This is a genomic window from Raineya sp., assembly GCF_053497555.1.
In genome coordinates this window covers 38,071-51,470 of sequence record NZ_JBRCWE010000060.1, presented here as the reverse complement: position 1 = coordinate 51,470, position 13,400 = coordinate 38,071, and the positions used below count along the sequence as shown (strand labels likewise).

The window sequence follows — 13,400 nt, the reverse complement described above, 5'->3', positions numbered from 1 at the left end:
ATGCAAGGCATTATTATTCGCTCCACAGGGGCTTGGTACGAAGTACGAACAAATGATAAAAAGATTATTTCGTGTCGTTTGCGTGGCAAATTCAAATTGCAAGATTTGAAAGTTACCAACCCTATTGCCGTAGGCGATAGAGTAGAATGGGAATGGGAAAAAGACCAAAAAACAGGCGTAATTACAGACATATTGCCTCGCGAAAATTACATCATTCGTAAATCGGTACATAAAACAGCCCACGCACACCTCATTGCTACCAACATTGACCAAGCCATCATCATTGCTACCCTTGTAGCCCCCCGTACATCTTTTGGCTTTATTGATAGGTTTTTAGTTTCTGCTGAAACTTTCAGGATTCCTGCGGTGGTGGTTTTCAATAAAAGCGACCTTTTAGACAAGGAAGCTCTACACTATCAGGCAGAAATTATGCAAATTTATACCGAAATTGGCTACTGCTGTCTTCAAACCTCTGTTATCAGCCAAGAGGGTGTCAGTGATTTTGAAAAAATCTTGCAAGGTAAGGTTTCTTTGCTTTCAGGGCATTCGGGGGTAGGCAAATCCAGCCTTATCAATGCTATCAATCCTTCATTGAACCTTAAAACAGGCGAAATTTCAGACTTTTCTCAAAAAGGAAAGCACACCACTACCTTTGCCGAAATGTTTGAGCTTAGCGAAAATACTTTTATCATTGATACGCCCGGTATCAAAGAATTGGGACTTGTAGAAATTGAAGCAGACGAACTTTCGCACTATTTCCCCGAAATGAGAAAATATTTGGGTGAGTGTAAATTCGGCTCTCGCTGTTTGCATATTCACGAACCTCAATGCAAGGTAATTGAAGCCGTTGAAAGTGGAGAAATTGCACTTTTCCGCTATGAAAGCTATTTGAGTATGCTTGCCAACGAGGATAATAGAAGGTGAAAAATTAGAGTAATTTTTAGGTCTAATTTGTAGTATAGAAACAGGAAACAAGAAGCAGGAAACAGGATTTAGAATATTGGATATTTAGAGGGAGTAGAATTTTTCACCCAACTCTTGAACCTTCAAACTTTTTGAATGTAAATAATTACAATTTAGAAATTTTTGAGTTTTTCGTAAAGTAAATGCACAGGCAAGCCCATAACATTGAAATAAGAGCCTTCTATGCGTTCTATGGCTATCATTCCGAGCCATTCTTGGGCACCGTAGCTACCTGCTTTATCAAAGGGCTTGTAATGTTCTACATAATAATCTATTTCAGCTTGGCTCAAAGAGCGAAAATATACTTGGGTAATATCTGCAAAAAGTTCCTTTTTGTGTTTGCTAAGCAAACAAACCCCTGTAATTACTTCGTGCATTTTTCCCGATAGCATTTCAAGCATAGCTTTTGCTTCTTGTGGAGAGTTGGGTTTGTTCAAAATCGTTCCTTCTATGCTTACAATGGTATCGGCGGCTATGATAAGCTGATTTTTTTGTAACTCTGTCCCAAAGGCTTCCGCTTTTTTCTGTGCCAAGTACAAAGGAACTTGGCTGGCGGGCATTTCAGCAGAAAAATCTTCGGAAACTTCTTTGGTTTTTACTTCAAACTCAATATCCAAACCTGCCAGCAATTGTCTACGGCGTGGCGAAGCCGAAGCTAAAATAATTTCAGTACCCACAAATTTTTGAGAAAGCATAAACGAAGGTTTTGGCATAAATGTAAGAAAAAACTTTGATAGCTTTTCAAAGATGAAGCTGTTATTTTTTCGGCACTGCTCTAATCTCAATTATGCCAAAGCTAATGAAACTCTACGATGATAAAACCACTCATAATACACTCATACAAACGTAACAAGCGATGATGCCGCTGATAGCGACATCATCGCTACCAGCCTGAAAAAACACCCAAGATTACATTTTTTAGAAGGATTAAGAATAGTTCGAAAGCTCAAAACTTTTCCAATCTACTTTCATCAATTTTTGGCAAACTCAAACTCCTAATCCTGATACATACGGATAAGCATATTTTTGTTGGCATCAATATAGCCACGATACATTCCTTCAGTATTGAAAGGCATAGCAATATTGCCATTTTTATCCAAAGCAATAATTCCCCCTGTTCCTCCCAAATTACCCATAAACTGAATAGCCTCTTGGGCGGCTTGGGCAAGCGAAAGCCCTTTCATTTGCATAAGGGCATTGGTACGAAAAGCTACCGCCGAACGAATGAAATATTCGCCGTGTCCTGTGGCAGAAACAGCACAGCCATTGTTATCGGCATACGTGCCTGCACCTATAATGGGCGAATCGCCTACTCTGCCATAACGTTTGTTCATCATACCCCCCGTAGATGTACCTGCGGCAAGGTTTCCGAACTTATCCAGAGCTACACAGCCTACGGTGCCGTACTTCTTATCAGGGTTAGCGATATCAAGGTCAGATTTTGTATCTTTTTTCTCTTTCTCTTTTACTTTTTTGAGTTGCTCGGAGCGTTTTTCAGTGATAAAATAAGAGGGTTTTACCATTTCTAATCCCTGTTGTTTGGCAAAAAGCTCTGCACCAGTTCCCACAAGCATTACGTGTTCGGATTTGCTCATTATAGTACGAGCTAGTGTAATAGGGCTTTTTACTTTATTTACACCTGCAACAGCTCCCGCCTCTAATGTTTTCCCGTTCATTATAGAAGCATCAAGTTCGGGCATACCTTGGTTATTCAGCACACAGCCTCTACCTGCATTGAATAGCGGCGACTCTTCAAGTACCTGAATAGCAACTTCTACGGCATCTAAGCTAGTACCGCCTTTCTCCAAAACTGCATAGCCTTTCTCCAATGCCTCTTTAAGTTTAGCTTCGTATTCGCGTTCTTTTTCGGGGGTCATATCAGCTTTACGGATTACCCCTGCCCCACCGTGAATAACAATGACAGGCTTTACTGCTTGGGCAAAAATATTTTGTATTCCTACCCACAAGAAAATCACAAGAAAAAACTTTTTCATAAGCATTGCGTTTTGGTGAAAAGCAAAAAAAGCAAAAATGCTTCACTTGTGCAAGTAAATCAGAACGAAAGGCAAAAGAAAAAAGAATATCAGTACAAAAGCAAAAGCAAGCAAGCGGTAGTTCATCATCAATTTTCCCAAATAGCGGCTCAGCAATATAAACCGCATTTTCAGGTAAGGAATAGGCAAAATCATTAACACTGAAAGAACATTAAACAAAAAGTGGGCAAAAGCAATGCTAATAGCGGTTTCTGTTTTTCCCAAAGAGGCAGTAAGAGCCGTGAGCGTTGTTCCTAAATTTGCTCCCAAAATAAAAGGCAAAGCCTGCCGAGTAGAAAGTTTGTTTGAACCAATAAGCGTAACCAAGAAACAAGTAACCACAGTGCTGGAATGAATAATCGCAGTGATAAGCGTTCCCCAACCAAAGGCTCTCCAAGAAGTAACCCAAAAAACATTTTGGATTTTATGTAGAAGGTCGCTTACGAGCCAGTTTTTGAAAAGCAAAATAAACAAGCGAATACAAGCAAAGATGCCTATCACGCTTACAAGTAAAAAAATCCAGCCGTGCTCTGCCAGTGGCAAATGATTGAGTATAGGCTGAGTAACATACTTGCTGAACTGCCAGCCTTCAAAGGAAATGATTTTCCCCTCTCCCGAAACCCAAGTGGCAAAAAATAAAGAAAGCTTGGTAAGAAAACCAAAGCCATATTCTAACGGGAAAATAATGAGTGTTGGTAAAATATTGGCAAGAACGTGCAATAGGCTTCCCGAAATAGCTTTACGAAATTCTTTGCGTTTGCCTACGTGTCCAAAAGCTACCAGCATTGCCGTAATAGTAGTACCTATGTTGGCTCCCATTACAAGCGGAATAGCATTAGAAATGCTCACAGTGCCTGCCGCTACGAGAGCCACAGCCAAAGAAGTTATCAGAGTACTGCTTTGCACCAAAGCAGTTGCCAAAATGCCCACAAAAAGCCCAATAAAAGGATTATAAATTTCGTTCAAAGATTTGCGTAAATACTCAATGCCTACGATATGTCTGAGACTTTCAATAGCCATATCCAAAGCAAAAAGAAAAAATAAAGTCAGTAGTAAAAGCAATGCGGCACGGTACACGTTCTGCCCCAAACGCGTTTGCGAATTATGAAAAATCGTACTTACTTGGGTTAAAACTTTCATTTATTTGATTAGTGGGAACTTGGCAAAATGATAACTTTTTGCAAAAATAATACAATTTTCCAACGAAAGGTGGCTTGTAAAATTTTCTAATCAAAATTTAATTTTCGCTTAATGTAAGCCGCTGGCAAACCATTCTCTAATCTTTACCATATCTACTACTATCATTGTAGGCTCACCGTTGGGGCTATAATTAGAATTGGAAGAGGCAAAGAGTTGAGCCAAAAGTGTTTGTATTTCAGCAGAATCCAACTTTGTCCCGTAACGTAGAGCAGAGCGTTGAGCCATCAGGCGGGCAATTTTTTCTTGCGAGGGAAGCAGGCTAATATCCGCCGAATGTTTGATTTGCTCAATAAAAGACTCTACAATTTCTTTTTCTTGCTCACGAGGCAGGTTTGGGGGAGTACCATACAAAGTCATACTATCATAGTTCAGTTCAAAATTGAAGCCTAAATAGCGTATTTGCTCCGCAATATCTTGCACCAGAGCCAAATCGGTAGGGTTCAGAGAAATTTGGATAGGAAAAAGCAACTGCTGTGAAACTCGTCCTGAACCTTCACTTTGCAAAAGGCTTAAAAACTTATCATATAAAATACGTTGATGTGCTAAATGTTGGTCTATAATCAGCAGACCTGCCTTTATTTGCGTAACAATATATCTTTGATGCAACTGAAAAGTTTTAGTTTCAGGATTTTCATATTCTTTGGCAAGTGTAGCAGTTTCCGAAACATTTTCCTGTGGGAAAATCTCGTTTTTTTCTTGCTCAAAGGTCTGAATAGCTTGGCTTTTCAGCCCTGCAAAAATAGTTTCCCAATTTCGTAAATTACTTTTCTCGCGATAGGTAGTTTTGCCCAAGTTGCTAAAATTCTCTTTGGGTGAAAATTGTGTTGAGCTATCCGTAAAGAGTTTTTTTTCATTACTAAAAACAGAATCAAAGATAAAGGGCTTTTCCTCAAAATCTAAATTGTTTTGCACCGAGCCTAATGCCTTCCGTACCGTAGCTTGTAAAATAGCATAAATGGCTTTTTCGTCATCAAACTTGATTTCGGTTTTTGTAGGATGAACATTTATATCAATATGTTGTGGTTCAATTTCTAAAAAAATCACATAGAAAGGAATATGCTCTTTGGGCAAAAGGTCTTGATAGCAGGTAAGCACAGCGTGATGCAAATAAGCGTGCTTGATGAAGCGATTATTTACAAAGAAAAACTGCTCACCACGCGTTTTTTTAGCCAGCTCGGGTTTGCCAATATAACCTTTGACTTTGAGCAGAGGAGTCTCTTCCTGACAAGGTATAAGCCCTTCACGATAGTTTTTGCCAAAAATACCAATAATTCGTTGAGCTAATTTACCTTTGGGCAAATTGTAAATCTCCTCTTCGTTGTGATACATTCGGAAAGCAACCTCGGGAAAGGCAAGAGCGACACGTTGAAACTCATCTATGATATGTTTGGTCTCTACGGGATTTGACTTCAAGAAATTTCGGCGAGCAGGTACATTAAAAAAAAGATTTTTTACTGCAATAGAAGTTCCTTTGGGGCAGTTAATTTTACTTTGAGTTTTTAGCTCACTTCCCTCAATAATAATTTGCGTTCCTAAATCATCAATTTCTCGGCGAGTACGCATTTCTACCTGTGCCACAGCCGCAATAGAAGCCAAAGCCTCTCCCCGAAAACCCATTGTCATTATTCTAAACAAATCTTCTTGCGTCTTGATTTTGGAGGTAGCGTGGCGTTCAAAGCTCATACGAGCATCAGTTTCCGACATTCCAATGCCATCATCAATTACTTGAATGAGCGTTTTGCCTGCATCTTTGATAATCAGTTGAATTTGGGTAGCTTGTGCGTCAATGGAGTTTTCTAAAAGCTCTTTTACTACCGAAGCAGGTCGCTGAACTACCTCCCCTGCGGCAATCTGATTAGCAAGCGAGTCAGGCAAAAGACGAATTACATCTTGCATAGCTATTGAATTTCAAGACAAACTTACAGAATTTATACCAAAAATATCAAACAATTTATCTTGTTTCTAAACTTGTTTTTTAAGACCTTTGCTTTTGTGAAACAGATTGCTACCATACTATTAAGCATTTGGATAGGTTTTACAGCCTTTTTCCCAAAAAATGATACGCATTATTTGGGAGATGTGGGTTCTTTGTTTCATCATTTTGCAGAACATCAAAAGCAAGAAAATATGAGCTTTTGGCAATTCTTATGGCTTCATTATACCCATACTGAACACCAAAAACAAGACCAAAAACATAAGAATTTGCCTTTTCATCATTTACACGCCGAGTGTATGCATTTAGCAGTTTTACCTTCTATTTGTCTTGAAATTAAGCCCTACACTCCTCCTACACCTCTCAAAGAAAAATACTTTGATTACCCTACTTTTTATCATTTTCAACTCATAGACGAAAATTTCCAACCCCCAAAAAATCTTTCTAACACACTTGCCTAAATTTTTGAATTGGGTTACACATTTTTAGTTTATCTAAAAGCATTCTTGCCATTCTTGGTACACTGAATTTTAATTTTTAGCCAAAAAACAAATCTATGTTAGATGCTATCATCGGATTTTCTATCCGCAATAAAATTATTGTAGGGGTGTTTGTAGTGGCACTGGTGATTTGGGGAGGATTTTCAGCAACGCAAATTCCTATTGATGCCGTTCCTGATATTACCAATAACCAAGTGCAAGTAATTACCTCTGCTCCGCAGTTTTCGGCACAAGAAGTGGAGCAGTTTATTACAGCACCTCTGGAAATTTCTTTTGCAAATCTGCAAAATGTAGAGGAAATTCGCTCTATTTCTCGCTTCGGACTTTCGGTAATTACAATTGTTTTTACTGATGAAACTGACATTTATTTGGCTCGGCAACTGGTCGCTGAAAAAATCAAACTTGCCGAAAAAGATATTCCTCCTACAATGGGGCAACCTTATTTAGCACCTATTTCTACGGGTTTGGGGGAAATTTATCAATACGTTATTCGTCCCCTGAAAGGCTATGAAAAACACTACAACGCCCAAGATTTACGCACCATTCAGGATTGGATTGTAAAAAGGCGTTTGGCAGGTATTGAGGGAGTAGTAGAGGTAAATAGCTTTGGGGGTAAAGTAAAACAATACGAAGTAGCTCTTGAAAGCGAAAAGCTCCGAGCTTATGACCTTACTATTAGCGAAGTATTTGAGGCATTGCACCGAAATAACGAAAATACAGGGGGTAGTTACATTGAGCGTCAGGGGAAAGCGTATTTTATTCGGGCAGAAGGCTTTGTCAAAACCCTTCAAGATATTGAGCAAACACCCATTAAAACTATGCCGAATGGAATGCCTGTGCTGGTGCGAGATGTAGCCAAAGTACGTTTGGGCAGTGCTACTCGCTATGGAGCAATGACACAAGACGGCAAGGGCGAAGTTGTAGGCGGCATTGTGATGATGCTCAAAGGTGCAAATTCGGCACAGGTAATTGAAAAAGTCAAAGAACGCATACAACAGGTGCAAAAAACCCTACCCGAAGGGCTTATTATTGAGCCTTTTTTAGATAGAACACTACTTGTGAATAAAGCCATTCTCACGGTTTCTGAAAATTTAGCCTTGGGAGGACTGATAGTAGTTTTTGTCTTGATTTTATTTTTGGGAAACTTGCGAGCAGGGCTTATTGTGGCAAGTGTTATTCCACTGGCTTTGCTTTTTACGCTAGCAATGATGAACCTTTTTGGCATTTCTGCCAACTTGATGAGCCTTGGAGCAATTGATTTCGGCTTAATTGTAGATGGAGCGGTTATTATTGTAGAAGCAATTTTACACTTTCTTTATACGCATTTGCTTGCCCGCCACGCAGGTTTTCAGCTTTCTCAAAAAGAAATGGACGAGCAGGTTTTCACCGCCGCAAAACGTATCAGGCAGTCGGCGGCTTTTGGGGAAATCATTATCCTGATGGTTTATCTGCCCATTTGGTCGCTTTCGGGGGTCGAGGGAAAAATGTTTAAGCCAATGGCACAAGCCGTAAGTTTTGCCATTTTGGGAGCATTTATTCTTTCGCTTACCTACGTGCCAATGATGTCGGCTTTGGGATTGAGCAAAAAAATCCACTTTCAAACTACTTTTTCCGATAGGCTAATGGCTCGTATTGCTCAAATCTACAAGCCCATTATTTTGTGGGCTTTACGGCGAAAAATACAAGTTTTAGGGGCAACCGCAGGACTTTTTATAGTAGCACTACTGATTTTTTGGCGTTTGGGGGGCGAATTTATCCCACAACTTGATGAAGGCGACTTTGCCATTGAAGTAAGGCTCAAAACAGGTGTTTCGCTTTCAGAAACTATCCGTATTTCTTCGGAAATGGAAAAAGTGCTTTTGCAGTTTCCCGAAGTAAAAACTTGTGTCTCTAAAATTGGCTCTTCGGAAATTCCCACCGACCCTATGCCCATTGAAGCCAACGACTTGATGGTTATCTTGAAAGATAAATCGGAATGGAAAACCGCCGAAAGCAAAGAGGAACTCGCCGAAAAAATGCAAAAAGCCCTTGAAGAGCATTTCGTAGGTGTAAATTTTGAGTTTCAGCAACCCATTCAGATGCGTTTCAATGAGCTAATGACAGGCGTAAAATCGGATATTGCTATCAAGATTTATGGCGAAAATTTAGAAACACTTGCCCAAAAAGCTGAACAAACCGCCCAAAAAATCCGAAAAATCAAAGGAGTGGCAGATGTAAAGATAGAACAAATCTTGGGCTTGCCCCAAATGCTTATCAGGTACAACCGCACCAAAATAGCCCAATACGGCTTGGATATTCAAACACTTAATCAAGCCGTAAGGACAGCCTTTGCAGGCGAAGCGGCAGGAATTGTCTTTGAAGGCGAAAAGCGTTTTGATTTAGTTGTTCGTTTAGATACTACCCAACGCAGTAGCCTTGAAAATCTTCGTAACCTTTATGTACGTACCGCCAGTGGTACGCAAGTACGTTTGGAGGAAGTCGCTTGGATTGACTACGAGCCTGCCCCCGTGCAAATTTCTCGCGAAAATACCAAAAGACGCATCGTAATTGGTGTAAATGTACGAGGGCGTGATGTGGAAAGTGTTGTGAAAGATATGCAAAGCATCTTTGAAAAAAAGCAAGTACGCTTGCCTGTGGGATATTATGTAGAGTTTGGCGGGCAATTTGAAAACCTTGAAAAGGGCAAACAACGCCTAATGATAGCCGTTCCGATTGCTTTGGGCTTGATTTTTATGCTTTTGTACTTCACCTTTCATTCTTTTAAGCAAGCCGTGCTTATTTTTACGGCTATACCACTTTCGGCAATAGGTGGAGTGTTTGCTTTATGGCTTCGTGGAATGCCTTTTAGCATTTCGGCAGGGGTGGGTTTTATTGCACTATTTGGGGTGGCAGTGCTGAATGGTATTGTGCTAATAGGGCAATTTAACCATTTAGCCCAAGAAGGGCTAAGAAATTTGCACCGCAGAATTTTACAAGGCGTGTTTGTTCGCTTGCGTCCTGTACTGATGACGGCATCGGTGGCGAGTTTGGGCTTTTTGCCGATGGCTCTTTCCACTTCGGCAGGAGCAGAAGTGCAAAAGCCACTTGCTACGGTAGTAATCGGCGGTTTGATTTCAGCTACTTTCCTTACGCTTATTGTACTACCTATTTTGTATTATTTTTCAGAGAGAAAACCTATGAAACCAAGTTCTAAAATAATTGCTTGTGCGAGCTTTATGCTTTGGGCATTTTCGGCACAGGCTCAAAAGCCTATTTCCCTTGATGAAGCTTTGCAAATAGCCAAAAATCAGAACCTTTTGCTTCAAAGCAAAAAAACGGAAGTGCTTTATCAGGAAAAACTTCAAAAAACTGCCTTCCAATTGCCCAAAATGGCTTTTGAAACCCAATACGGACAAATCAATATTTTGGAAAAAACAGATTTTTCGGCACAAATTTCACAAGGTTTTGCTTCACCTCGTTTGTACAAAACCCAAAAAGCGTTTTGGCAAAGCCGTATAGATTTTGCCCAAAAAGATTATGCTTTGCAAGAAAAAATTATCGCCAACGAAATAAAATCTATTTTTTACCAACATCTTTTCGTTTGCAAACGCATAGAAGTATGGCAAACAAAAATGCAGTTGTACGAAAAACTGCTCAAAGTAGCTACCCGCAGGTGGCAAGAAGGCGAAAGCAACGTTTTGGAGAAAATCAGTGCGGAAACTTTTTTACGCGAAGCAATGCAAAATAAAATTTTGCTTGAGCAGGAAAAAGCTATTTTAGAAAAAGAGCTTGCCTTACGGCTCGGCAAAGAGGAAAAAATAGCATTAGATACCAATTTGGCTCAAAAATTGCCTTTGCCCGATACACTTGCGTTTAGTGCTGAAAATGCTTTTTTAGCACTTTGGCGAGAGCAAAAAAACATTGCCACCCAAGAACGTAAAGTTTGGCAAGCCCAGCGTCTGCCCGATTTTAGGGTGGGCTACTACCTGATGACGGTAGAAGGCAGACCCATAGCACAGGTTTTTCAGGCGGGAGTGGCAGTGCCTATTTTTTCAAGAGCCTACGAGAAAAGTATTGAAGCCGCCAAAGCCAAAGAGTATTTGGCTCAAACCCAATACGATTATCAAAAGCAAATCCAAGAAAATCAGCGGAGAGTGCTTGCAAGCAAAATAAGCCAAAGTGTTTCTTTACTTGATTTTTACGAAACAACAGCACTCTTGCAAGCCCGAGCCATTTTAGAAAAAGCTGAAACAATGTTTCGGGTAGGCGAAATTGATTACACCACTTTCGTACAAACCACCGAGCAGGCTTGGAAAATTCGCTTGGGGTATTTAGATGCCCTCACAAACTACAATTTACTTGTGTTGCAGTGGGAATTATTGCAGTAAAATCATTCAAAAATCTTTTAATTATGCGAAACGTACAAATTTTTGTTATTTTGATTTTGGTGTTACTTTCCTGTCGGAAAGGTGTTGAAAGCGAAATGGAAGTTCCTCAAAACTCACAAGAAAATGTTTCCATAGAACTCAACGCCAAGCAAATCCAAACAATGGGTATTCGTTTGGGGAAATTGCAGAAAAGAAAAATTTCCGAATTTATTTTGGCAAATGGAATGATAGACGTGCCACCTGAAAGCAAAGCGATTGTTACTGCCAAAATGGAAGGTTTTGTAAAAAAATGTGATTTGCTTATCGGAGATTTTGTGCAAAAAGGACAAGTCCTTGCCGTTTTGGAAAACTTACGCCTCATTAGCCTGCAAGAAGAGTACCTAAACACCAAAAATCAGATAGTTTTTTTGGAGCAAGAATTTGCTCGCCAAAGCCGTTTGGACGAAGCCGAAGCAGGCACAAAGAAAAATCTGCAAAAGGTAAGTACCGATTTGCAAAGTGCTAAAATTCGTTTGGCAAGCCTTGAAAAGCAGTTACAATTTGTGGGCATCAGTCCTGTGGCTTTGCAAGCAAGCTCTATCGGTGCAACTTTCGTAGTAACCGCCCCTATCAGTGGCTATGTAAAAAGCGTAAATATCGCCAGAGGGCAAAATGTACTTGCCGAAACGGTGCTTTTTGAGATTGTGAGCAAAGAGCATTTACATATAGAACTGCAAGTTTTTGAAAAAGATATTACCAAAATCAAAAAGGGGCAAAAAGTGTATTTTCAAAGCCCGAATTTAGGCGAAGCGGTGTTTGAGGGAGAGGTGTTTTTAATAGGTCAAAATTTTGATATGCAAAGCAAAACAGCCAACGTCCATATTCATTTTGAAGAAGTGGGCAAGCCCTTTTTGCCCGGTATGTATGTAAATGCTCGTATTGCAGTAGGCGAAGGCGAGTTTTGGGCAGTTCCCGAAGGGGCTATTGTACAAGAAGGTGAAGAAAACTTTGTTTTCTTCACCACTGACCAAAAACGCTTTTACCAAATGCCTATCAAAATCAAAAAACGAGAGGAAAATTGGGTAGCCATTGAGCTACTCAAAGAAATTCCCGAAAATGCCATTGTGGTAGAGCAAGGGGCTATCTATTTGCAAGGAGCAATGCAAAAAGAAGAATAAGTCTTTTATAGTATAGCATTAAACAGAAAGCCTAAAATCATAATAAATAGCGTTACAATGCCAAAAAAGGTGGCTATCAGTTTGGTTGTCATTACTTTTTTGAGCATTGTAGCTTCGGGAAAAGAAAGCCCTACAGATGCCATCATAAAGGCAAGGGCTGTTCCGAGTGGAACACCCTTGCTTACCAAAACTTGAATGATAGGCACAATACCCGACGCATTTGTATAAATAGGTACTGCCAAAATAGTAGCCAATGGTACAGACCACCACTCATTCCCCCCTAAATACTGAGCAAAGAAGTTTTCAGGAACGTATCCGTGTATGATTGCCCCCACTGCTATCCCTACAATGATATACCAAAATACGCCTCTAACAATCTCCAAAGCCCCACGCGTAATTTCGGGTAATCTTTCTCTAAAACTTAATTTTTCGTTTTCATAGGCTGTGCTGTTGAGCTTTTTTTCTAAAATCTTTTTCACCCAATCCGTAAGCCAATTTTCTAAATGCAGTTTTCCTAAAAACCACCCACCCAGTGTACCTAATAAAATTCCTGATATAGTATAAATGAGTGTTACTTTCAAGCCAAATACTCCCCAAAAAACTGCAATTGCCACTTCATTGACAAGCGGCGAAGTGATTAGAAAAGCAAATGTTACCCCTAGTGGTATGCCTCCCTGTACAAATCCAATAAATAAAGAAACCGAAGAGCACGAACAAAAAGGCGTAATTGCCCCAAACAAAGAAGCCAAGAGGTACTCTAATCCGTACAATTTATTTTTTTGCAGATAGTAGCGAAGCCTTTCTATGGGAAAATAATTATTCACCACCCCCATCAAAAAAACCATTGAAAAAAGCAAAATAAGAATTTTGAGCGTATCGTAAATAAAGAAATCTAACGATTGCCCTAAATGGCTCTTTTGTGGGATATTGAGCAAAGCATATACTACCCAATCAGCAAAAGATTGCAGCCAATCAAACATTATACAGGCAGTTACAGGTTAGAATTATCAACAATTTCTCAATATTTCAACAATTTCATTTACATTAGCCACCCTACCCTTAATTTTTACCTCTTCATTGATAACCAAAGCCGGAGTAGAGAGAATGTTGTACTTCATAATTTCCTCTACATCTTCTACTTTTTCTACTTGTGCCTCAATATTAGCAGATTTCACTGCATCTAAAACATTCTGGTAAGTTGTTTTACATTTAGCACAGCCGGGGCCGAGTATTTTGATATGTAACAT

General features: G+C 39.7%; 10 protein-coding genes. 4 read left to right on the top strand and 6 right to left on the bottom strand.

Annotation, left to right across the window (positions count from 1 at the left end):
• Positions 1-924, top strand: coding sequence for a ribosome small subunit-dependent GTPase A (rsgA, locus tag ACWITO_RS07590; RefSeq protein ID WP_448529390.1), 924 nt, complete (start codon positions 1-3; stop codon positions 922-924).
• 152 nt (positions 925-1,076) lie between these two features.
• Here rsgA and ACWITO_RS07585 read toward each other — a convergent pair whose 3' ends face one another.
• The 4 genes from ACWITO_RS07585 to mutL form a co-directional block, all read right to left on the bottom strand.
• A complete protein-coding gene (locus ACWITO_RS07585; RefSeq protein WP_448529389.1) occupies positions 1,077-1,658 on the bottom strand; it encodes a Maf-like protein in 582 nt (193 codons plus the stop codon).
• 300 nt (positions 1,659-1,958) lie between these two features.
• Positions 1,959-2,957, bottom strand: a complete 999-nt coding sequence (locus ACWITO_RS07580) for an isoaspartyl peptidase/L-asparaginase family protein (protein WP_448529388.1) — start codon at positions 2,955-2,957, stop codon at positions 1,959-1,961.
• Positions 2,958-2,999: 42 nt separating this feature from the next.
• Positions 3,000-4,136: a Na/Pi symporter gene (locus ACWITO_RS07575; protein WP_448529387.1), complete on the bottom strand. Its 1,137-nt coding sequence runs from the start codon at positions 4,134-4,136 to the stop codon at positions 3,000-3,002.
• A 108-nt stretch (positions 4,137-4,244) separates the two neighbouring features.
• Entirely contained in the window at positions 4,245-6,092 is a 1,848-nt protein-coding gene (gene mutL / locus ACWITO_RS07570; RefSeq protein ID WP_448529386.1) for a DNA mismatch repair endonuclease MutL, read from the bottom strand.
• A gap of 96 nt (positions 6,093-6,188) precedes the next feature.
• On the opposite strand from mutL, the gene ACWITO_RS07565 reads away from it, so the two are divergent.
• From ACWITO_RS07565 to ACWITO_RS07555, 3 genes are all read left to right on the top strand, one after another.
• Positions 6,189-6,590 (top strand): hypothetical protein, encoded by a 402-nt coding sequence (locus ACWITO_RS07565; RefSeq protein WP_448529385.1) that lies wholly within the window; start codon positions 6,189-6,191, stop codon positions 6,588-6,590.
• Between the two features lie 95 nt (positions 6,591-6,685).
• The gene (locus ACWITO_RS07560; protein WP_448529384.1) at positions 6,686-10,996 is read left to right on the top strand and encodes a CusA/CzcA family heavy metal efflux RND transporter; all 4,311 of its coding nucleotides are present in this window, start codon (positions 6,686-6,688) and stop codon (positions 10,994-10,996) included.
• 23 nt (positions 10,997-11,019) lie between these two features.
• Positions 11,020-12,153, top strand: a complete 1,134-nt coding sequence (locus ACWITO_RS07555; protein ID WP_448529383.1) for an efflux RND transporter periplasmic adaptor subunit — start codon at positions 11,020-11,022, stop codon at positions 12,151-12,153.
• Positions 12,154-12,158: 5 nt separating this feature from the next.
• On the opposite strand, the gene ACWITO_RS07550 is transcribed toward ACWITO_RS07555, so the two are convergent.
• Both ACWITO_RS07550 and ACWITO_RS07545 read right to left on the bottom strand, forming a co-directional pair.
• Complete coding sequence (locus ACWITO_RS07550; RefSeq protein ID WP_448529382.1) at positions 12,159-13,133, bottom strand: permease; 975 nt, start codon at positions 13,131-13,133, stop codon at positions 12,159-12,161.
• 27 nt (positions 13,134-13,160) lie between these two features.
• Positions 13,161-13,400: a thioredoxin family protein gene (locus ACWITO_RS07545; protein WP_448529381.1), complete on the bottom strand. Its 240-nt coding sequence runs from the start codon at positions 13,398-13,400 to the stop codon at positions 13,161-13,163.